At 50.2% G+C, this 21,538-nt stretch carries 18 protein-coding genes; 12 read left to right on the plus strand and 6 right to left on the minus strand.

Annotated elements, in window-relative coordinates; translation table 11 throughout:
• Positions 1–445: 445 nt before the first annotated feature.
• Entirely contained in the window at positions 446–811 is a 366-nt protein-coding gene (gene fdxA / locus QN379_RS18880; protein WP_322239146.1) for a ferredoxin FdxA, read from the plus strand.
• Positions 812–897: 86 nt separating this feature from the next.
• Here the strand turns inward: fdxA and lolA are convergent, their stop codons facing one another.
• Entirely contained in the window at positions 898–1,518 is a 621-nt protein-coding gene (gene lolA, locus QN379_RS18885; protein WP_322240693.1) for an outer membrane lipoprotein chaperone LolA, read from the minus strand.
• Between the two features lie 343 nt (positions 1,519–1,861).
• Entirely contained in the window at positions 1,862–4,192 is a 2,331-nt protein-coding gene (locus QN379_RS18890; RefSeq protein WP_322239148.1) for a DNA translocase FtsK, read from the minus strand.
• Between the two features lie 638 nt (positions 4,193–4,830).
• On the opposite strand from QN379_RS18890, the gene trxB reads away from it, so the two are divergent.
• The 3 genes from trxB (at position 4,831) to QN379_RS18905 (ending at position 6,858) form a co-directional block, all read left to right on the plus strand.
• Positions 4,831–5,787: a thioredoxin-disulfide reductase gene (trxB, locus tag QN379_RS18895; RefSeq protein ID WP_322239150.1), complete on the plus strand. Its 957-nt coding sequence runs from the start codon at positions 4,831–4,833 to the stop codon at positions 5,785–5,787.
• A 169-nt stretch (positions 5,788–5,956) separates the two neighbouring features.
• Positions 5,957–6,148, plus strand: coding sequence for a hypothetical protein (locus tag QN379_RS18900; protein ID WP_322239152.1), 192 nt, complete (start codon positions 5,957–5,959; stop codon positions 6,146–6,148).
• A 35-nt stretch (positions 6,149–6,183) separates the two neighbouring features.
• The gene (locus tag QN379_RS18905) at positions 6,184–6,858 is read left to right on the plus strand and encodes a Smr/MutS family protein (RefSeq protein ID WP_322239154.1); all 675 of its coding nucleotides are present in this window, start codon (positions 6,184–6,186) and stop codon (positions 6,856–6,858) included.
• A 195-nt stretch (positions 6,859–7,053) separates the two neighbouring features.
• Here the strand turns inward: QN379_RS18905 and QN379_RS18910 are convergent, their stop codons facing one another.
• Together QN379_RS18910 and QN379_RS18915 are read right to left on the minus strand one after the other, a co-directional pair.
• Positions 7,054–7,938 (minus strand): siderophore-interacting protein, encoded by an 885-nt coding sequence (locus QN379_RS18910; RefSeq protein ID WP_416186834.1) that lies wholly within the window; start codon positions 7,936–7,938, stop codon positions 7,054–7,056.
• Complete coding sequence (locus tag QN379_RS18915) at positions 7,938–8,534, minus strand: PadR family transcriptional regulator (protein WP_322239156.1); 597 nt, start codon at positions 8,532–8,534, stop codon at positions 7,938–7,940. The genes QN379_RS18910 and QN379_RS18915 overlap by 1 nt, the downstream gene beginning before the upstream one ends.
• A 614-nt stretch (positions 8,535–9,148) precedes the next feature.
• Here QN379_RS18915 and fusA point away from each other — a divergent pair.
• The 6 genes from fusA to QN379_RS18945 all read left to right on the plus strand — a co-directional run bounded on the left by fusA (position 9,149) and on the right by QN379_RS18945 (position 16,044).
• On the plus strand, positions 9,149–11,248 hold the full coding sequence (fusA, locus tag QN379_RS18920) for an elongation factor G (RefSeq protein ID WP_322239160.1): 2,100 nt from the start codon (positions 9,149–9,151) through the stop codon (positions 11,246–11,248).
• 639 nt (positions 11,249–11,887) lie between these two features.
• Positions 11,888–12,769, plus strand: a complete 882-nt coding sequence (locus tag QN379_RS18925) for a DUF4123 domain-containing protein (RefSeq protein ID WP_322239162.1) — start codon at positions 11,888–11,890, stop codon at positions 12,767–12,769.
• 41 nt (positions 12,770–12,810) lie between these two features.
• The gene (locus QN379_RS18930; RefSeq protein WP_322239164.1) at positions 12,811–13,293 is read left to right on the plus strand and encodes a DUF3304 domain-containing protein; all 483 of its coding nucleotides are present in this window, start codon (positions 12,811–12,813) and stop codon (positions 13,291–13,293) included.
• Positions 13,293–13,424, plus strand: coding sequence for a hypothetical protein (locus tag QN379_RS18935; protein WP_322239166.1), 132 nt, complete (start codon positions 13,293–13,295; stop codon positions 13,422–13,424). Before QN379_RS18930 ends, QN379_RS18935 begins: the two co-directional genes overlap by 1 nt.
• A gap of 50 nt (positions 13,425–13,474) precedes the next feature.
• Positions 13,475–13,966: a DUF3304 domain-containing protein gene (locus tag QN379_RS18940; RefSeq protein ID WP_323507313.1), complete on the plus strand. Its 492-nt coding sequence runs from the start codon at positions 13,475–13,477 to the stop codon at positions 13,964–13,966.
• Positions 13,966–16,044, plus strand: coding sequence for a DUF2235 domain-containing protein (locus tag QN379_RS18945; RefSeq protein ID WP_322239170.1), 2,079 nt, complete (start codon positions 13,966–13,968; stop codon positions 16,042–16,044). Before QN379_RS18940 ends, QN379_RS18945 begins: the two co-directional genes overlap by 1 nt.
• Positions 16,045–16,291: 247 nt before the next feature.
• On the opposite strand, the gene QN379_RS18950 is transcribed toward QN379_RS18945, so the two are convergent.
• Positions 16,292–16,849 (minus strand): NAD(P)H-dependent oxidoreductase, encoded by a 558-nt coding sequence (locus QN379_RS18950; protein WP_322239172.1) that lies wholly within the window; start codon positions 16,847–16,849, stop codon positions 16,292–16,294.
• A gap of 66 nt (positions 16,850–16,915) precedes the next feature.
• On the minus strand, positions 16,916–18,157 hold the full coding sequence (locus tag QN379_RS18955) for an AI-2E family transporter (protein WP_322239173.1): 1,242 nt from the start codon (positions 18,155–18,157) through the stop codon (positions 16,916–16,918).
• A gap of 310 nt (positions 18,158–18,467) precedes the next feature.
• Between QN379_RS18955 and QN379_RS18960 the strand changes: the two genes are divergently transcribed.
• Positions 18,468–19,760, plus strand: coding sequence for an FAD-dependent oxidoreductase (locus QN379_RS18960; RefSeq protein ID WP_322239175.1), 1,293 nt, complete (start codon positions 18,468–18,470; stop codon positions 19,758–19,760).
• A gap of 59 nt (positions 19,761–19,819) precedes the next feature.
• The gene (locus QN379_RS18965; protein WP_322239177.1) at positions 19,820–21,340 is read left to right on the plus strand and encodes an NAD(P)H-hydrate dehydratase; all 1,521 of its coding nucleotides are present in this window, start codon (positions 19,820–19,822) and stop codon (positions 21,338–21,340) included.
• The last annotated feature ends 198 nt before the right edge of the window (positions 21,341–21,538 follow it).

Raw genomic sequence — 21,538 nt, forward strand, 5'->3', positions numbered from 1 at the left:
ATGAGCGGTCACGATGCGCCAGAATGGTCGGTCACGATAGACCAGAATCGGTGGTCACGATCGGCCAGAATACCCAGCAATCTGATGCTGAAATGCTGCTGCTGTAATAATGCTGCTGAAATACGCTGATTTCACACTACCTATGTGACATTGCATATCTAACTCCGGCACCGTAATACGCATGTTGGAAAGACTGCCGATACCAGTCCCGCTAACGATTCATCTAAGCGTTCGTTATCAGGATGGGAGCTAAAAGTTTTCAAAACCTGTCAAGGACAGACAGAAAAGGGATGATTGTGAGAAAATCCGGCTGGAACCAAATAGTAACTGGCGAATGAGTAGCAACTCAGCAATGAATAACCGCCCAATAACTACCCATAACCGCCGACCGCCGCACGGTTGCGTACATCGTCTACATTCAATAAAAACACGCCAATTCTTTACTATGCCCTTCGTCGTCACTGATTCCTGCATCCTCTGCAAATACACAACCTGCGTCGACGTTTGTCCGATGAACTGTTTCCGGGAAGGTCCGCAATTTCTTGTAATTGCGCCCGACGAATGCATCGATTGCTCGTTGTGCGTGTCAGAATGCCCAGTGGGAGCGATTTACTCCGACAGCGATTTGCCAGCGCATCAACGCCACTTCACAAAGCTTAATGCAGAACTGGCGGCGCACGCCGACTGGAAGCGCATCACGCGGTCAAAAGCCCCGCTACCAGATCATGACGCGTGGCGCACTGCATCCAAAAAATTAGATTTATTGGATGACAATTTACTTGCGCCCCGCAAGGAAACTACAATCAAATAAAACAGCGAGGTCTGCGCTCCTCACTGTCGCATCATGATGCTGACATAGAAGCGCGCCGAAATTAATCAGCGCCTCCTCGCGCCACATTAATTATTAAAAACGTCAGCACCTTTTGGCACGACAAACTTAAAGCCGCCGCTAGGTGGCGCTGGATTTTTAACGAAATTCTTGAACGACAACATCGAAGTCTGCCCAAACGAATCTCTCAATTCCATCGCCTCAGGCAAACCATTCCGTAAGCCAACGCCGATGTGATCGAACGTTGTATCCTTGGCTTTTGGCGTCACTTCCAGCCATTCCAAACCATCCTTAGGCGTCCCCTCTTTGAGGGTAAAATTCTTTTCCAAATCGTTGCTGCCAAACAGGATCGCTGCCGGCGACGAGCCCAGCGCATTGCCAAGTTTTTTGGTCGTTACCTGATTCAAATCTTTGTCATAAATGAATAGTTTGTCGCCATCCGCTTGCAACACTTGCTCGTATGGCTTGGTATAGGTCCAAATAAATTTACCAGGACGCGCAAAAATAAAAGTGCCAGAAGAGGTCGTCGACACCTTTGGTTTATTTGTCCCGCTATCGGTTGTCACCAAACGTTGCGTGAACTCGCCCTTGGCAGATTGCGTACTGCTAACAAAGGACTTAAATTGTTCGAGCGCAGTTGCACTTGCCATGCCCGGCAGCAAAGCCGCGGACAGGGCTAGTATGCACATGACTTTGCGTACCTTGCACGGCGCTCCAAACCCACTACTTGCCGATTCTTTTGATTTATTCATCACAATGTTGTTACCTTCGATTGCTTGCCGGTTTTGAATCACAATAACTTTCATTTCAGAGTCACTATGGCAAAGACAATCACCACCGATCATCGTTGCAGAAGTTTGTTTGAGATAGCCACTTATCCATAAAGGCCCTGAACATTTTACGGCGTTCTATCTGTCCATCTTCAGCTATCAATATTTCCAATTTGAATGGTTTTGGGATAATCGCATTATTGGACAACCTTTTAACAACCCACCTAGGCCGCATCAACCGCTTTTACCCTACCATTCGAATTTACTCCGGATTGCCAACCGGCACCAAAATCTCACGATTTCCGTTTGATTGCATGGTCGAGACCAATCCACTTGTTTCCATTTGTTCAAGCAAGCGGGCCGCGCGGTTATAACCGATGCGTAAGTGTCGTTGAACCAGCGAAATCGAGGCACGACGATTCTTGAGCACGATAGCAACTGCCTGATCGTATAACTCGTCGCCTTCAGAACCACCGGCTGCCACGCCACTGCTACCGTCGACACCATCCTCCATAACGCCGCCTTCCAAAATACCTTCGACGTAATTCGGCTCGCCTTGTTCCTTCAAATAATCGACCACCCGATGCACTTCTTCATCTGACACAAAAGCACCATGGACCCGAATCGGCAAACCCGTACCGGGCGGCATGTACAACATATCGCCCATCCCGAGCAATGCTTCTGCGCCCATTTGATCAAGGATGGTACGAGAATCAATCTTGCTGCTGACCTGAAACGCGATCCGGGTAGGAACGTTGGCCTTGATCAAACCTGTTATGACATCTACAGATGGACGCTGTGTCGCTAAAATCAAGTGAATACCGGCCGCGCGCGCCTTTTGTGCAATCCGGGCAATCAACTCTTCGACCTTTTTACCCACAACCATCATCAAATCAGCCAACTCATCGATAATCACAACGATGGTGGGCAATTTTTCAAGCGGTTCTGGGGCGTCTGGTGTCAGGCTAAACGGATTTGGAATCTTGTCTTCGCGTTTGTCAGCATCGATGATCTTCTGGTTATAGCCAGCAAGGTTTCGTACACCCATCTTAGACATCAACTTGTAGCGCCGCTCCATCTCATTGACGGCCCAGTTCAACGCATGACCGGCCTGCCGCATATCGGTCACGACTGGCGCGAGCAAATGTGGAATGCCCTCGTAAATGGATAATTCCAGCATTTTTGGATCGATTAAAATCAATCTGACCTGCTTGGGATCGGACTTGTAAAGCAACGATAAAATGGTGGCATTAATACCCACCGATTTACCTGATCCGGTTGTTCCCGCCACCAGCAAATGGGGCATTTTGGCCAAATCAGCGACTACCGGATGACCGCCAATATCCTTACCCAAGGCAATCGTCAGACTAGAGACGCCATCGTTATAGACTTTGGAGCTCAGAATTTCAGTCAAACGCACAATTTGGCGCTTTGGATTTGGCAACTCCAGACCCATGAACATTTTGCCGGGGATCACTTCCACTACGCGTATTGATGTCAGCGACAACGAGCGTGCAAGGTCGCGCGCCAGGCCGACAATCTGGCTACCTTTGACGCCGGTTGCCGGTTCGATTTCATAGCGCGTAATAACGGGACCGGGATAGGCCGCGACTACTTTTACCTGTACGCCAAAATCCGAGAGCTTTTTTTCAATCAGGCGGCTTGTAAATTCCAGGGTTTCAACGCTGACCGTCTCCTGCACCGGTGGTGCTTCATCAAGCAAAGACAAGGGCGGCAAGTTGGTATCTGGGAGGTCCTGAAATAGCGTCGTTTGCCGCTCTTTCTCGACCCGCTCGGATTTTTGTACATTCACAATTTGCGGCTCAATCCGGATCGGTGCTGCCTCAACGGTTTTGGCGCGCTCCTGCACGACTACTTCTTCTCGCTTGACGGCGGCGACATGGCCGACCTTGCGATCTTCACGGGCGGCGATCAAATTTCTAAGCCAGAGAATGGCGCCTTCAACCCCGTGGCCGATACGTTCCGCGACAGTTAGCCACGAAACATGAAAAAACAGACTGACGCCGAGTGCAAACAGCAATAGCAACAATAACGTAGCACCGGTAAATCCCAGCGCGCTTTGTGCATTACCGCCTATTAAACGGCCTAATACACCTCCCGGCGCACGTGGCAGCTGCATGTGCAACGAATACATCCGCATATATTCGATACCCATACTTCCGACCAGTATCAATACGAAACCAACGCCACGCAAAATACCTTCGTATGGATGTTCTTCTTCGCGATCAACGTCTACCTCAAAACGATGTGATATGCGCTGATAACCACCCCACAACGAACGTAATAACAAGACACACCACCACCACGCCGACGCGCCGAAGACAAACAGCATCAAGTCTGCCAGCCATGCACCTAAGTGTCCGCCCCAATTATCGAGATGCGGCACGACTCGCGCCTGCGACCATCCCGGATCTGCTTTGGAATACGTTACAAAAATGATCACTAAATAGGCGGTCAGGACCGCAAAGATGATCCAGCGTGCCTCAGATAGCAGGCGAACCAGCCGATTCTGTGTTGGAGGCGCTGGTTTCGGTTTAGCGCTGCGGGTATAAGCTTGCGTTGTTCTAGTCATAAATCCAATTGGCAATACTAATACTGGTTAATACTGAAAATACTGATTGAAACGCTTCGACCAAACGCTGATCGTCCATCATTCATTGCTTACTTCCACTTTGACGGTCAGTAAGAACCAAACTGATCTCTAACTTGCTCATTTTTGCACCGTCAGACGCTTGCAAGTCTATGAAAAAGCAGGTAATAGACCTCCGTACCTTTTCAACAATTGCCCTACCACTACATTAACAATGTGAAATTATGCACTGTAATGGGCCTCGAATGATGGAATGGTATGCATCCTTTGATGCAGCGCGGCAAATTGGTTCTCGCTATCAATACAATTAGTTTGTTCCACACGTCAAAGTCGCTGCTTCGACTATAATCTTAACCAGTTTTGAGGCAACATTTGGATACGTCGAGAGAATATTTACGTTTTATCAGGGATTGCCAACTTTATACCAGTCCCTGTGTAGCCTGTTGAGGTAGCTTGAAATCCACACCCAACCTCCCCATGTTAGAAAATATGAAAGAACGACGGTCTTTTTGCAGCGCTTTTGCCCGTTATTTACCCCGCTGAGACATCGGGAGGCTTGATTTGTTAGCAAGATAGCCGCTTGCATCCGATGCCCACGACAATTTCACTGAGATTATTTTATGACCACCGAAAAAACCATTAAGCACGCCAAAGTATTGATTCTTGGCTCTGGCCCCGCCGGTTATAGTGCTGCGGTCTACGCAGCACGCGCCAATTTGAATCCCGTGTTGATTACCGGCATCGAACAAGGCGGTCAGTTAATGACCACGACCGACGTCGAAAACTGGCCGGGCGACCACGGCGGCGTCCAGGGTCCTGATTTAATGCAACGTCTGTTAAAGCATGCAGAAGAATTTAAAACGGAAATCATTTTTGATCATATCCACACCACTAAATTATCAGAAAAACCGTTTCGCCTGATCGGTGACTCTGGAGAGTACACCTGTGATGCGCTGATCATCGCCACCGGCGCATCAGCGCAATATCTGGGCTTGCCTTCGGAAGAAGCCTTCATGGGTAAAGGCGTATCAGCCTGCGCCACATGCGACGGTTTCTTTTACAAAGGTCAGGAAGTGGCAGTGGTCGGCGGCGGCAATACCGCAGTTGAAGAGGCACTATATCTCTCCAATATCGCCACTAAAGTCACCCTGGTCCACCGCCGTGAAAAATTCCGCGCCGAGCCTATTTTGATCGACCGCCTGATGGCGAAAGTTGCCGAAGGTAAAATTGCCATCGAATACAACCATACATTGGAAGAAGTCACTGGCGACACCAGCGGTGTTACCGGCATGAACATTAAATCAACCGTTGACGGTACGGTCAAGCCAGTAACCTTACACGGTGTATTTATCGCTATCGGTCACAAACCGAACACGAGTATTTTTGAAGGCCAACTGACTATGCACAACGGCTACATCAAAACCAAAACCGGCCTTGAGGGCATGGCGACGGCAACAAGTGTACCGGGCGTATTTGCCGCTGGCGACGTGCAGGATCACATTTATCGTCAAGCGATTACCAGCGCCGGAACCGGCTGCATGGCTGCGCTGGACGCTCAGCGCTTTTTGGAAGAATAAAGACCATGCCGTTGCCATCTCTGGTCGGCAACGGCGTTATTATGAGTACGTTGAGAACCACGCATTAAGCACGTTCGCTTGCGACCCCGTTTGTAGTCCATCTGATGTTTGCCATTGCATACAGACGCAGCGGATGGGCTTAGCAGAACACCCTCCCGAAGGAAGCCTCATGCCCGCCCCAATCAAAGACTTTAACGATCTTAAGTTTCTTCAACAAAAATTGAAGGCGGAAGAAGAAGTTCGTCTGGTCGAAGCAGCCGAACGCAAGCAACTTGCCGAGCAAGCTGATCGCGACGCCAATGTTTTTCGAAAGAGTGTTGGCAACATCCAGCCACTCGTATCGCCGTCAAAGAAAAAATAATCCGAATTTGAGACCACGTACATTTAAACCACGCTATGTCTGGCCCAATCAAAGATTTTCGCGCACTCAAACCGCTACGCAAAGAACTGACAGCGCAGCACCAGGCCCGACAAGAAGCTGCCGCTGAAGAGCTGCGCCAAAAACAACAACTAGAGCGTGAGAGCGAACAGTTTAGTCAAAAAGTAGGACCGGTCTTCCCACTGAAATCATCCAGCAACGCCCCACCGCATCAGCACCATCCAAAGCCCTTCCCCCGCACTAGCCAACACTTTACGCATCTGGACGCATCGTCACAGAACTCAGCTATTCTGGAAGCTTCGCTTTCAGATCAATTTAGTATAGAAAACCTGCTCGACTCGGACGATCATCTGCGCTTCGCCCGCGATGGCGTCGGGGCCGACGTGCTGACAAAACTCCATCGGGGACATTGGGCTATACGGCAACAGCTTGATTTGCATGGCCTGCGTACCGATCAGGCCCGCGACACACTGGCCGAATTTCTACAACTAGCCATTAAACGGCGTTGGCGCTGTGTGGCGGTCATTCATGGCAAGGGGTTCGGTTCTGTGAATCAAGTCCCCGTTCTCAAGGGCAAAGTGCGTGACTGGTTGGTGCAAATCAATAGCGTGGTAGCGTTCTGTCAAGCCAGCGATGCCAACGGTGGCTCAGGTGCAATAGTGATTTTGCTCAAAGCGCAATTGCGCGATTAAGCCGATCCGCCCAAGACCGGAATTCACCATGTCTTAGCGCTTATCCGGGTCACAATTAGACCTACAAGCTGACCGACGAATGCAGATCAGATTCGCGTCAATCACCAATCGTATCCCTCGACAGTAAGCGGTACGTTCCCCGCATCCCGCTAAAAGAAAGTTGGTAGAAGAACGTAACGGCTACGCGGCGCAAGTTCACCCGTCATACGAATCGTGCGTTGCCATGCTTCCTTTGCGCCAGTAGCCTGAAGCGCGGATCATTTTAGGATTAGCGGCGCACTCCGTCACCAGATACGCGCGCAAGGCTTTCGCCTGGGCTGACTCACAGCCGATCCATGTATGGAAAATACCGGGCGATATCTGCACATCATGCAATGCATCCAGTAGCGGCGCATCACCTTGGGCGGCATCACTACGATGTACCCACACAATGTCAAACTCGGCGGCACTTTCAAACGTGATGTGATCGGCGGGTCCGTCCACCTCAAGTAAAACCGTAGCCTTGGCGTTTGGCGGCAGTTCAGCAAGTCGCCTCGAAATGGCAGGCAAAGCCGTATCGTCGCCAATTAAAAGATGCCAATCAAAACCTGTTGGCACGATGAACGAACCTTTGGGTCCGCCAACGCCTAATTGTTGACCCGGACGCGCTTGCTCAGCCCACAACGTAGCTGGTCCAGCGGTATGCAAGGCGAAATCGATGTCCAGAGTACGAGCAGCGGCGTCAAATCGGCGTGGAGTGTAATCGCGCATAATCGGTTTTATACCTTCAGGCCAAATAAGACCGTCTGGGCCCATCGTCGGGATCACTAGTTTGCCGGTCAATGGATCCGGGAAAAACAACTTAACGTGATCGTCAAATCCCAGGCTAGAAAATCCTTCCAACGCGTCGCCTTCGAGCTTTACGCGCACCAGATGTGGCGTGATTCGCTGCACTTCACGCACCTCGAGCACGCGAAAACGCATTGGATAACGCACACGCTGCGGGGCAAGTGCAGACGCCCGATCAGACGCATGCTGCGTTATTGAGTCGGCCTGTTCGCAAAGGCCATTGGAAAATGTGTTATTAGTCGAGGTATTCATTAAATTTGCTCCAGTTGTTGCGCCGCATGATCAAGCACAGCAGCGAAAGCGTTGGCTTGCTCCGATGTTAGCGCATCACGCGAGAGCCGCATACGCATCGCCAGCTTAAGATTTTCAATCGCCCGCATTACCTGATGCGGGCGACCACCACGCGGACCAGCGCCATCAACGCCACCTTGCATACGCGCCAGCATCGCGTCCACGGTTACGCGGTTTTCCGCAAGAAAAGCCCGGCCGGCATCGGTGATGCAATAGCGCTTACGTCCTCCTGCATCGGCTTCTTCAACCTGAAGATAATCTTGCTCTTCCAGCAATGTCAGCGTGGGATAGACGGTACCCGGACTTGGGCTGTAACTTCCACCGACGCGATCCTCGATCAGTTTGATCAATTCATAACCATGGCTGGGCTTGTCACTGATCAGTTGCAGCAGTACGAAGCGCAAGCTGCCGTGACTAAAAATCCGGCCTCCTCTTGGACTGTGGACACCCCTTCCGCGATGCTCGCCAGCCGATCCCTCGCTATGACCGCCATGACCGCCATGATCATCGTGACCGTCGCGGCTTATGTTGCATTGAAAATCTCTGAAATATCGCATGACTATATCTCTTTAACTTATTTAGATTTAATTAAGATATATCTAAATAGGGTCTAAGTCAAGATTCTGTTTTATTGATATGCACTTGGCAACTGCCGACATTTCCCCAAGTTGGCATTCATGTCTTCCAAGTCAGCTAACGTATGACGTTGGCTTTAAGATTAAGACTGACGCCACTTTTTCTGAGTTCTCCGCAAAATAAGCGTCATGGTCTATTTTAAAAAAAGGGCTTTTGTAGCTATCAATCGACACTACCAATACAAACCGCAGTCCCGACAAACCAAACAGCGTATTGCCTATTGAACTATTGTTTAGTGGGAGACCGTCCCCCATATTGCTCACTAGGGCACCCACTTATTAAAAAAATGATAATCTACTTTTAGGAGTAGCCCTGCAAACTGCACAATCGTGCTCGCTTTCAAGGAATTGGTATGCGTACGTATGACAAGTTGATTGCTGTAATTCGTGTTGGTCAAAGGAGCGGCAGCTTGCGCTCATCCTTTGGCCGTGACATTGAAGATAGTGCAAATGCACCGTCCGGCAAGTTCAACGCATCACACTGCTACGAACACCCCCAGATATATTGGGAAAATACAACTTGAAAAGGCACTATCATGACCCGCAAGACCCCTATTGAGCGGTATCGGAATATCGGCATTAGCGCGCATATCGACGCTGGCAAAACCACCACCACAGAACGCATTCTTTTCTACACCGGCGTCAAACATAAAATTGGCGAAGTCCACGATGGCGCAGCCACCATGGACTGGATGGAGCAAGAGCAAGAACGCGGCATCACAATTACATCAGCCGCCACGACTGCTTTCTGGAAAGGCATGGGCGGCAATTTCGCCGAACACCGCATAAACATTATCGATACGCCCGGACATGTCGACTTCACCATTGAAGTCGAACGCTCCATGCGCGTGCTCGACGGCGTCGTCATGGTCTACGACGCTGTTGGCGGTGTGCAACCGCAATCCGAAACCGTATGGCGACAGGCCAATAAATATGGCGTGCCGCGCGTCGCGTTTATCAACAAGATGGATCGGGTCGGCGCAGATTTTTTCCGCGTTTATCAACAGATACAGGATCGCCTTAAAGGCCATCCAGTGCCGATACAGATTCCTGTCGGTGCAGAAGATCACTTTCAAGGTGTGATTGATCTCGTCAAGATGAAAGCCATTATTTGGGATGAAGAAAGTCAAGGCGTCGTATTTGAATATCGCCAGATTCCGGATGACCTGCTTGGGTTGGCGCAAGAATGGCGCGACAAGATGATCGAGCAAGCCGCCGAAGCGACGGACGAACTCATGGAGAAATATCTCAGCGGCGAACAACTATCCGAAGCCGAGATCATCCATGGCCTACGTTTGCGCACGGTTGCCAATCAGATCGTGCCGATGCTGTGTGGCAGCGCTTTCAAAAATAAAGGTGTGCAGGCGCTGCTTGATGCAGTGGTTGAATACTTGCCATCGCCGCTAGACGTTCCGGCGATTCTTGGTCATGACGAAAACGATCAGGAAATAGAACGTCATCCTGCCGACGCCGAGCCTTTCTCTGCACTTGCCTTCAAGATCATGACCGATCCATTTGTCGGGCAACTGACTTTTTTCCGCGTCTATTCCGGCGTAGTTAATTCAGGCGACTCGGTATACATCCCAGTCAAAGGTAAAAAAGAAAGACTGGGTCGCATCTTGCAGATGCACGCTAACGAACGCAAAGAAATCAAGGAAGTCTATGCAGGCGATATTGCCGCGGCTGTTGGATTGAAAGACGTGACGACCGGCGACACATTATCTGATCCCGACCACGTGATTATCCTTGAGCGGATGATTTTTCCGGAACCGGTTATTTCGCAGGCGGTGGAACCAAAGACCAAGCCCGATCAGGAAAAAATGGGCCTTGCCTTAAATCGACTGGCGCAGGAAGACCCGTCGTTCAGAGTGCACACCGATGAAGAATCCGGCCAGACGATTATCTCCGGCATGGGAGAACTGCATCTCGAAATTCTGGTCGACCGGATGCGCCGCGAATTTGGCGTAGAAGCCACGGTTGGCAAACCGCAGGTGGCATATCGCGAGACGATTCATAAAGCCGTTGAAGATGTCGAAGGCAAGTTCGTTAAACAATCCGGTGGACGTGGTCAGTATGGTCACGTCGTGCTGAAGCTAGAACCGCTTGCACCGGGTAAAGGCTATGAATTCGTCGATGCCATCAAAGGCGGCGTGGTTCCGCGTGAATATATTCCCGCAGTCGATAAAGGCATTCAGGAAACCCTAAAGAGCGGCGTGTTGGCAGGTTATCCCGTGGTTGATGTCAGGGCTACACTGACATTTGGGTCCTATCATGACGTCGATTCAAACGAAAACGCCTTCCGCATGGCAGGCTCCATCGCATTCAAAGAAGGCATGCGTCGCGCCAACCCGGTCCTGCTGGAACCGATGATGATGGTCGAGGTCGAAACGCCGGAAGACTTCATGGGCAACGTCATGGGCGATCTATCATCGCGCCGCGGGATGGTACAGGGCACCGACGATATCGCTGGCGGCGGTGGCAAAACTATCCGTGCAGAAGTGCCGCTGGCAGAGATGTTCGGCTACTCTACAACCCTGCGCTCATTGAGTCAGGGACGCGCCACCTACACGATGGAGTTCAAGCATTATGCGGCCGTACCGAAGCATATTTTGGATCATATCAAAGTCGCAAAATGAGAGGGATTTAATTGATGGTATGAAGCGCTACCGACCTCAAACATTCAGGGCTTGAACCCGCGCCGGCCATTTGACTTTAGGAAGTTCAAAGTTGAAGGTTATCAAAACACCGTAAGACATTTTTAGATGTCTTGCGGTGTTTTTTTGTCAGCTTGAATAATTGATTCGCACCGTAACCCCAATCACGCAATGCGCGGTTGGCTAACTGGTGCGTCCCCCGGCATTCTACAAGACGATTAAACGCTGGTTTCTATAACGATGACCAATGGCTTCAGACAGCTAAACCGATAGTGAATATAAATTGTTTTTTAAAATTCAATTAAAAACTCACATCAATTACTAGAATCTTCTTAGAACTATTCGTGGCAATTAGCGCTTAGTATGTCGGCAGAGTTTCTCACCTCTGCGATTTTATTAATCGTCCTCACAGTCGTTACGGAAGGCCTCCCCCCGTTTTAAGAAGTCGCCATTTAAGCGCATATTCGAGCGCTATTCCAACACGCCTGAAGCGATCTGCTTCGTTCGCAATATTCCCCTTTAGCCATATCGACCGGGATCCAAACGGCAACCGGGAAATCGATAAGAAAACGGCGGCTCCACATGGCACGGTCCCCATTCCAACCAATCTGAAAAAAACATATGATCTATTACGGCCTTGACCCACAGCATCCCGCATTATGCAGTCAGATCGAAGCAACCTTGGCTGAAGTTCATAATAAACATAGACGCCTTTCAACCTACCTGTTGATCAATGGCACATTTGATGATGACTTCGGTATCGAAATGTGGAAAAAAAGTCGAAGCGAAAACAGTGATGTTGTCTCGCTGTACGACAAGACGGTGTTAAGCGAGCTGGAAGAATGTGCACCCTTCCTGATCGCCATCACCGCAATGAATTTATCCGGTGTACTAAAAAATTGTGAGGGCAAGCCGATGCTCAGCATTATGCAAAGCCCGCTCACCATCCATGCGCTACAACGTCACTTCGCGCCATTCCTACAAATCCGCACACCATCTGACGGATTGTGTTTTTCGCTGCCATTTTCGGACACTATCTGCAGTGAAGATATTCTGTACAGCTTCGATGCCGCACAACGTAAAGCATTTTGTTCCGGCTTTGCCAAATGGCACTTAATCAACCGCAAAGGCACGCTGACGACCATCGACGGAACATGCATTGATACAGCATCCTACGTACCTTCAGCAGTGGGCGAATCAAACGCCTTCGATATTACCGACAAGCAATACGCATGGTTAATCGATAGCGGCGAGGCAGATTATATTTTGCGCCATTTCGCCCAAAACATACCTGCGATCACCGCACAGCGAAAGCCATCACAACTGTACGCGATGATCACTGATCTCATCACGGGCTTGAACAGGCGTGAAATTCTGAACGATCCAGAGCGCAGAAAGTTGATCGCTCACGCATTGGTGATGCCAGATCGGGAGCAAGCCATGGCGTTATTGGACGAAGCCCAAAAACACGGAACCGAGATTGCCCTTTTACGTTTCGCTTGATCTCTCCCCCGAATTTCCTACCTAATCTCAAGGATCAACCAATGCGTCTAAAAAGCACCTTATTCATTGCAGTAACAATTTTGCTAACCGCTTGCTCGACAGCGCCAACAAAACCCGCTCGCCCGTCAAAAGCTATTCCGTATGTTGATATACCAATGGCACCCGTATCGTTAGGTTGTCTAAGTCATGACGGTGCGCCCTCCATTTCTTCATTCAGGGTGCAGGAATTTTATAGCAAGCGCATGGTAGGCGGACTGAGTTGCGGCGGAATCGGTGCATTCGGCTACATGCTGCCTCTGCAGTGGCAACCAGGTATGAAAGTTAAAGTGCGCTGGAAACCGAATGCACGTGACTGGATGGAAAAAATTACCACGATTAAACGGTATAAAAAACCAGGAACGCTCTATGTACATTTTTTTCAGAACGATGAAGTCCGGGTGGTTTCCTCTCCGTTGGCCGGGGCACAAAGCCCTCAACATCCTATTTTGAACAACGCAACAATCGCCCCGCCGGAGGAAGAATAATGGACGCCCTCATCCAATCCGCGCCGCTGATTATTTCTGACCGCATCGAAAATGAAATGGCGATGTCAATCACCGAATTATGCGCGGTCCAGGCTGTCGATACACGTCTTGCAAAAATTGCCAATCCTTAACGGCACGTCACCACACAACCGCTTCAACTATCGATCCAAAGGTTCAATCAATGCGACTAAAAAGCACCTTATTTATTGCAATAACAATTTTACTCACCGCCTGTTCGACAGCGCCAACAAAACCCGCTCGCCCGTCAAAAGCTATTCCTTATGTTGATATACCGATGCGGGCGGTAGATATGGGATGCTTAAGTCATGACGGTGCGCCATATATTTACTCCTTTAGGGTGCAGGAATTTTATAGCAAACGCATGGTAGGCGGCCTCAGTTGCGGCGGAAGCGCCGCCCTCGGCTACATGCTGCCTTTGGAATGGAGACCAGGAATGAAGGTTAAGGTCCGCTGGAATCGGCCCATCAAAGGCGAAGATTTTTGGGTAGAAAAGTTTACCACGATTAAACGGTACGAAAAAGCAGGAACACTGTATGTACATTTTTTTCATAACGATGAAGTCCGGGTGGTTTCTTCTCCGTTGGCCGGGGCACAAAGCCCTCAACATCCTATTTTGAACAACGCAACAATCGCCCCGCCGGAGGAAGAGTAATGGACGCCACCGTCCAATCCGCACCACTGATTATTTCTGATCGCATCGAAAATGAAATGGCGATGTCAATCACCGAATTATGCGCGGTCCAGGCTATCGATACACGTCCGGCCAAAAACGGACCTCCGTGCCAAGTTGTAGTCAAGATTGGTTTATTCTTCGACGGAAGTAACAATAATAAGGAGCGGGATGAACCCCTGAATGGTCATACCAATATCGTGAAATTATTCAATGCCCATAAGGACGTCGATGAAAAAAGTGCGCTACAGGTTCCTTATCACTATAAATTTTACGTGCCCGGTGTAGGAACCCGCTTTCCAGAAAACGTCGAATGGCGCGAATTGCAAGGCGGTAAGGCTTTCGGCGATGGTAGTAAGGCTAGAATTTTATTTGGATTGTTACAGGTTTATAACGCAGTATTTCGAACCTTTAACAAAGATAACAAAATGCTTGATCTTGAGGAAATTACAGCCAAACTGAAGCAATACGGTGCAGATAAAGATCCCACCGATCCACTAGCCGATAGACATGACTCGCGTCCTGACCGGCACAGTTGGTTGGCCGAACTCACTGAAAAGCTACGTGCAGCGCGCAAATCGCGTCCGTTGCCGGGAATTGACCATATCAGAATTTCCGTATTCGGGTTCTCACGCGGTGCGGTAATAGCACGCGCTTTTTGCTATTGGTTTAACGACGTATTGGATGCAGATGGCACGTTTGCAGGGATGCGAGTCAGTATCGATTTTTTGGGATTGTTCGATAGCGTAGCAAGTATCGGGTTACCAAACTCTGCGAAGGAAACCATACCCGTGGTGTGGTCTGACGGTCATAAGGATTGGGCAGGAGAAGTCCTCAAACCGCTCCCGGACTGTGTCAGGCAGACCGTTCATTACATCGCCGCGCATGAGCAACGGCGCAGCTTTCCCCTTACCCGTGTGAAGGGAAAGAATGTGTCCGAAGTGATTTATCCCGGTGTTCACTCTGATGTCGGTGGCGCTTACAAACCCGGTGATCAGGGGCGCGGCATCTGGAATGGGAAGGGTGAGATGGGCATGTTGGCATCGCAAATCCCTTTGGCACACATGCATCGGGCCGCCAGCAAAGCGGGTGTGCCGCTCGCGGCTTACTGCGTGATGGATGAGCGCCTGAAGAAAGACTACATCATCAGTCCCAAATTAGCGCTGGCCTGGAATGATTATATGGCGGCCGGTAAAGCCGAGTTTGTTGGTGTGCCGGGCGACAAGATTGAGCGCAACTATCACAGTATTGTGCGCAAACACATGGCGTTGTATTACGCTTTTCGGCGGCTACGGCTGAGTGGTTTGGAGGAATCTTTCGGCTATAGTCGCGCCAATCCGCAAGATCAGGAGGATTTGCAAAGCTATAACGATCTGCTCAGAGGCGACGTGGCGGTGCTCAAAGAGCGTGCGCATTTAGCGAGAACGTCGGTTAGTCGCGACACTGCTGTCAGAGCGTTTGTCAGATTTTCAGATATGGTGGATGGCAGCGCCAATGCATGGCAACTCCGATTGGCGATACAGGGCTCCCCTCCGGGACCAGATGAGTTATGGGCCCTGGAAGAGATGACAAAAGTCGCGGCATCACAAAAGACCCCATTTTTAGTCCTGCTGGAAGGCTATCTGCATGACTCCTTAGCGAGCTTTTCTATCGCAGGATACGGCTCTGATGAGGATAAAGCGGAGGCATTACTTGAGATGGCGACAGCGTATGATAAAACCGGAAAATCGCCATCAACATCGTATAACGGTCAGGTATGGAGAAATTATCAACGTGCTATCGCGGTCAGCCCAGAGTTGAGCGACATACTGCAAAGCCGTATCGATACGATGAAGCAGGCCGATAAGGCACCCGGCTATCGGGCAGACCAAATCAGGGCTATGGAGAGCGCCAAAAAACAAACGGTTTTTGCTCCCCATGAACAGGCTGCACTCGCTAAGTTTTTTCCCATACAGACCGATGCTGATGCACCTGAGTTGCGCTCCGTCTTTATTCGCACGCAAACCAAAACGCGGCGTGAAGGCAGTGGATACTTACGACAGCGCCATGTGTTTGAATAAGAAATAATCGAATAATCGATAACGATCTACTCGCGTAGATAAAATCAAATAAAGATAAATTTGTACGCATCACAACGACTATTTTGTCACTGCGATGCGTACTTTTTTAGCGCCACCTTAAGTTTTAAGCGCGTGACTTACATTCCAAAGCGGCATTACGTAGCGATCGGGAGGCAACCCACACACCGATTATATCGCTGACTTTCTATCGCCGGATTCAGACCTCAGGATCAGGACTCAATCAATACTATTTAAGCTTCAAAGTCCAATCCTGTAACGCCACGAGCATTGTTGCCATAAATTCACGCGTTGGCTCGTGTGTTAGTTTGCCTGCGCTATCAAAACGATCGCCAGCCCCGCCAATCATCACCTCCGGCTTATTCAACACTTTCAAGTCAAGAAATACCGCAATCTGACGCAAATGATATTGTGCACGCGCCGTACCGATTACACCGGGACTAGCGCCCATGATTGCCGCCGGTTTACCCGCGAATGGTTGCTCCGGTGGACGCGAGGCCCAATCAATGGCGTTTTTTAATACGCCGGGAACCGAATAATTATATTCTGGCGTCACAAATAGAAGCGCATCGGCGTCGCGAATTTGTTGCCGAAATCGTTCCACTGAAGGTGGTCGGCCTTGGGCATTAACGTCTTCGTTGTAGAGCGGAATATCCGAGATATCGGCTTCGATGATGGTGACGCCTTCCGGTGCCAATTCGATAGCGGCGCGTAACGCTGCTGTATTAAACGAGCCCTTTCGTAAGCTGCCCGAAATGCCCAGTATTTTGATAGGTGGTTTAGCCATTTGAAATTCCTTTTAAATTACATCATCGACCTCAAAATAGTTCGCGCTAATGCTCAAATAACGTGCTTACTCGCCTAACAATTCTGCAATCGGCGACATTCCTTCTACATGTTCTGCGATAACTTTAATGATCACCACAATCGGAATGCCAACCAGCAGTCCGGCAATTCCCCACAGCCAGCCCCAAAATAATAAAGCCACAAAAACAGCCGAAGGATTCATTTTAGCTATTTTTCCAGTCATCCACGTAGTGACAAACGTGCCGACAATCGCCGCGATCCCGAGAGAAATACCAGCCAACAAAAACATCATCGAAAAGGTTCCAAACTGCATAAACGCCGCCACGCTAGTTGCAATGGCGATTAACAGCGAGCCGAAATAGGGAATAATATGCAGAAAACCACCCGCAACCGCCCAAGCCCCGGCATTTTGTAGGCCAATCAGACGAAATGCTATCCACATCAATAACGCCAGCAAAATATTGGTGACCAGCAACATAAACATGTAATTCTGTATCGACGTATTAATCTGATCCAGAATCTGCACGGTGACCTTTTTGCGACTCAATGAAGGACCGGTCAACTTCACCAATTTTCGCTTAAATGTATCTCCCGACTGCAAAAGGAAAAATACCAGGAATAGAACGACCAGCGCCTGTCCTAACAAACCAATCGCACCTAGCGATCCGGCCAGCAACCAGTCACTCAATCTGGAAGCCGACGATGATTCGCGTGCGGAGGGTTGCCCACCCGTAGCTTTTGCAATTTCATTAGCCGCGGCTTGCATTTGCTGCATGGTCGTTGGCTGACCGTCACGCAACTTCGCTAGTCCTCGCGATAACTTATGCGAAGCCTGTGGCAATTGTTCCAAAATAGACTGAAATTCTCCCCGCAAAGCATCTGTCACCACTGCGCCACCACCCAAAATGGCTAGCAGGACGATGCTGGTAGCGACGACGCGGGGTAGCTTTAATCGCTGCAACCATACGACGACAGGATTGAGGGTGTAGGCAATGAAAATTCCAAACACCACGGGTGCCAGAAATTTTTGCGCCCATTGCAGCGCAAAAATAAAAACCACCGTGGCGATAATTGCCAATGCCGCGCCACGAGCGTCAACATGCAGCCGGCTGGCAAGCGGTTCGCGCGCCCGCGTCGAAGTCAGAGCGGAAATCGGATCGCCAAAATGTGCAGGTTCGGGATTGGCTTTGGCGCCAGCGGTCCCCAATCCGCTTTCCGCTGAGGGTGGCATCGCGTCAAGGGCCATATCGGTTTTTGATTCAAGTCGCTGGCTATTTTTGGGTTGCATAATATTGCCTATCGGTTGCCTATCTTAAATCGTCACTCAACTATGGCGATAGTATATTTGTCCAATTCGCATCTATCGTGCACAAATATATCTTATCCTTCCTCGACCATAAATGGTTAAGGTTTAGCTTCAAGAAGGCGATTTTTAGACAATGCAATGCTAACTTTTAAGGGAATGTTACTCGTGACGCAAGGACTGCGATCAATTCAAGGTATGATTCTGGTCGCTCCTTTGGAGGTGCGCTGACCACGTTGCAGGTTAAACAAGATGTAATGTTCATCGGGTTATTGTTAAAAGCAGTTGGATTTAATTGAGTAAAATAGTGATACCACAAGAATTACTGAAACCAGCAACAAGACAAATAGTCGTCATTGGCGGCGGTATTATTGGCATGTCGACCGCTTACTTTTTGGCGCAAGCAGGACATCAGGTGGCGCTGATCGAGCAACACCGCAATGTCGCCGAAGTGTCCACACTGGGAAATTCGGGGATGCTGGCAACGGCCTCAACCACGCCGTGGGCAGTCAACGGGATGCGAAAGCGTATCTTTTCTGGCCTGTTCAGCCAGGAGGCCTCCACTATCTTAAACGCGCGTCTTAGCCCATCGTTATGGCGCTGGTTAATGCGCTGGACCTCAAAACCCGAGTTACAACGCTATCAATTACACAGCGAACGCATGCACCGCTTAGCCCGTTATAGTCAGCAAATTTTGCTTCAGCTTCAGCTGGACTATCAACTTGATTTCGAACAAAGTAGCGGCTTGCTACAACTATTTCGTACAGAAAAAGAATTAGCCGCAACCGCCCCGCTTCAAGCTTTGCTGACGGAACGAAATGTTGCCCATCGATTGTTGGATGGAGCGGGTGCACAAGCGCTGGAACCAGCCTTACAGACCGCCCGCAGCGTTGCTGGAGGATTATACTTTCCAGAATTGTCGTCAGGCAATTGCACCTTATTTACCAAACAGCTAAAAGCCATTGCGCAGGCGAGCGGCGTACAATTTCACTTTGATGTTCGCGTCGATGCCATTGATCCACATGATGGACGGGTGGCACTAAAAATTGGTGATGATGTGCTGCAAGCCGACGCTGTGGTCGTTGCTGCAGGAACAGGAAGCGCCCGCCTTCTGAGGAAAATTGGCTTAAAAGTGCCCTTGCAGGCCGTCAAAACCTACACTATAACGGCAGCAATTAAAAATTATGAAGTTGCGCCTAAACTGGCGCTGCAAGATGATGCCTATAAGGTCACCATGGCGCGCCTCGGCGAGCGCATACGCGTAGCCGGAATTGCGGAACTGGGCGCGCGCGACACTGGCATCGACGACAAAGCACTGCGCACACTATTAAAGGTCACGCAGGACTGGTATCCCGATGCCGCCAATTATCACAATGCACAAATGTGGACCGGCAACATTCCTATGTTAGCCGACGAAGTACCACTCATTGGCGCTACCAGCAGCAGCAATGTATACATCAATGTCGGTCATGGCGGCAGCGGTTGGAGCATGGCATTGGGTGCCGCTAAAATTGTAGCAGACCAACTATCAGGTCGTCTGCCCGAGATTGATATTGACGGACTGACATTGGCGCGCTATCGACGCTAACAGCACGTCATCTATTGGGCGGCTTTTTTTACCCCAACATAGAATGAGGCAAAATTACCATGACGGCACTTTACGCAAGCGCAGAAATTCGCCGTATCGAACAAGCGGCTCAAACTGCGTTACCGGCCTATACGTTGATGCAGCGCGCCGGTCAGTCCGCTGCGGATGTTGCGCTGCGCTTATTAACGGGAAGTCCGCATAAAGCACGTATTCTCGTGCTGGTCGGCCCCGGTAATAACGGTGGCGACGCACTCGAGGCGGCGACGATCCTCACGCAGGCTGGTGCGGACGTTGTTGCGTTGTTGCAAGCTGAAGTCAACAAGTTACCGCCCGATGCGGCCAGCGCCCTTGCCCGCGCCAATCGTGCCGGTGTCCACATGATGCCACCTGAACAGTTTGCCATTATCGACAGCATCGCCTGGACGCTGGTGATAGACGGATTGCTGGGAATAGGCCTGACCCGTCCGCTGGACGGCCCTTTACGCAGCTTAGTCGCGACCATTAATACGCTGTCTTGTTTAGTCCTGGCACTCGACGTACCAAGTGGACTCAATGCAGATACCGGTATGGTGGTCGGTCCCGATGGGATCGCCATAGTTGCCGACCATACCGTCACCTTTATCGGCGATAAAACCGGATTACATACTGGCGATGGCCCTGACTACGCCGGTCAGGTCACCGTTGCCGGACTCGGCCTGCCAGAAAACTCTTCGGTTCCGGCAAGATCATGGTTGAATTCAAGCGATCTATTCGCGCGTAACCTGCAACCACGCGCACGGAACTCGCATAAAGGCAGCTTCGGTAGCGTCGCGGTAATTGGTGGTGCGGAAGGCATGGCTGGTGCGCCAATCCTTGCGGGACGCGCTGCTGCCAAATCTGGCGCGGGTAAAGTATTTATCGGCTTTCTCGATGCTGCACCTGCCTACGATAGCGGTCAGCCAGAGTTAATGTGTCGCCGTGCGGCTGACCTTGACCTGACATCGGTGACATTAGTGGTCGGTACCGGACTTGGCGCATCCCAAACAGCACACGACTTGTTGGTAAAAACGTTAATGGCACCCGGCCACTTGCTGCTGGATGCGGATGCGTTGAATTTGATTGCCGTTGAGCCCGCATTACAGCAACTCGTGGCGCAACGGCGTCATTCAGGCCTTGCTACCGTCATGACACCTCATCCGTTGGAAGCAGCGCGACTACTTGGCATCAGTACCATTGAAATCCAATCCGACCGTTTGGCAGCAGCACGCAGATTGGCGCAGCACTTCAATGCGGTAGTGGTGCTTAAAGGCGCAAGCAGCATCATTGCTCGGCCTGATGGTTCTGCTGTGATCAATCCGACTGGAAATCCGGCGTTAGCGACGGGCGGCAGCGGCGACGTATTATCTGGTATTTGCGGGGCTTTATTGGCGCAAGGTTGGTCTGACTGGTATGCAGCGCTCGGTGCTGTCTGGTTACATGGCAGCGCAGCGGATTTGCTGGTATCGCAAGGATGTGGGCCAATTGGCATAACTGCGGGGGAATTAATTCCTGCCGTGCGGAGCTTATTGAATGAACTGGTCGATAGTCAGTCGGCCAGTTAAGAAAATCGCAGAATCGCATGCATATGTCCATGCATCTCAACGATGCAAAACGCAATGCAAAAAAAAATCGCAAACAGACTTAATAAGTCGGTTTGCGAAATACATATCATGAACGTTTTTACTAAAACCAACTACCTCAATTCACCCTTCGCAGCACGGCCGGAAGCGCGGATCACGCCGATCACGCAGCGTAGAGTG

Origin of the sequence: Glaciimonas sp. Gout2 (genome assembly GCF_035018905.1) — a bacterium.
Classification (GTDB): Bacteria; Pseudomonadota; Gammaproteobacteria; order Burkholderiales; family Burkholderiaceae_D; genus Glaciimonas.

What these genes read in the sequence shown, in the direction of transcription:
- fdxA (WP_322239146.1), top strand. Translation starts at nt 446, where the DNA reads ATGCCCTTCGTCGTCACTGATTCCTGCATCCTCTGCAAATACACAACC.
- lolA (WP_322240693.1), bottom strand. Translation starts at nt 1,518, where the DNA reads ATGTGCATACTAGCCCTGTCCGCGGCTTTGCTGCCGGGCATGGCAAGT.
- QN379_RS18890 (WP_322239148.1), bottom strand. Translation starts at nt 4,192, where the DNA reads ATGACTAGAACAACGCAAGCTTATACCCGCAGCGCTAAACCGAAACCA.
- trxB (WP_322239150.1), top strand. Translation starts at nt 4,831, where the DNA reads ATGACCACCGAAAAAACCATTAAGCACGCCAAAGTATTGATTCTTGGC.
- QN379_RS18900 (WP_322239152.1), top strand. Translation starts at nt 5,957, where the DNA reads ATGCCCGCCCCAATCAAAGACTTTAACGATCTTAAGTTTCTTCAACAA.
- QN379_RS18905 (WP_322239154.1), top strand. Translation starts at nt 6,184, where the DNA reads ATGTCTGGCCCAATCAAAGATTTTCGCGCACTCAAACCGCTACGCAAA.
- QN379_RS18910 (WP_416186834.1), bottom strand. Translation starts at nt 7,938, where the DNA reads ATGAATACCTCGACTAATAACACATTTTCCAATGGCCTTTGCGAACAG.
- QN379_RS18915 (WP_322239156.1), bottom strand. Translation starts at nt 8,534, where the DNA reads ATGCGATATTTCAGAGATTTTCAATGCAACATAAGCCGCGACGGTCAC.
- fusA (WP_322239160.1), top strand. Translation starts at nt 9,149, where the DNA reads ATGACCCGCAAGACCCCTATTGAGCGGTATCGGAATATCGGCATTAGC.
- QN379_RS18925 (WP_322239162.1), top strand. Translation starts at nt 11,888, where the DNA reads ATGATCTATTACGGCCTTGACCCACAGCATCCCGCATTATGCAGTCAG.
- QN379_RS18930 (WP_322239164.1), top strand. Translation starts at nt 12,811, where the DNA reads ATGCGTCTAAAAAGCACCTTATTCATTGCAGTAACAATTTTGCTAACC.
- QN379_RS18935 (WP_322239166.1), top strand. Translation starts at nt 13,293, where the DNA reads ATGGACGCCCTCATCCAATCCGCGCCGCTGATTATTTCTGACCGCATC.
- QN379_RS18940 (WP_323507313.1), top strand. Translation starts at nt 13,475, where the DNA reads ATGCGACTAAAAAGCACCTTATTTATTGCAATAACAATTTTACTCACC.
- QN379_RS18945 (WP_322239170.1), top strand. Translation starts at nt 13,966, where the DNA reads ATGGACGCCACCGTCCAATCCGCACCACTGATTATTTCTGATCGCATC.
- QN379_RS18950 (WP_322239172.1), bottom strand. Translation starts at nt 16,849, where the DNA reads ATGGCTAAACCACCTATCAAAATACTGGGCATTTCGGGCAGCTTACGA.
- QN379_RS18955 (WP_322239173.1), bottom strand. Translation starts at nt 18,157, where the DNA reads ATGCAACCCAAAAATAGCCAGCGACTTGAATCAAAAACCGATATGGCC.
- QN379_RS18965 (WP_322239177.1), top strand. Translation starts at nt 19,820, where the DNA reads ATGACGGCACTTTACGCAAGCGCAGAAATTCGCCGTATCGAACAAGCG.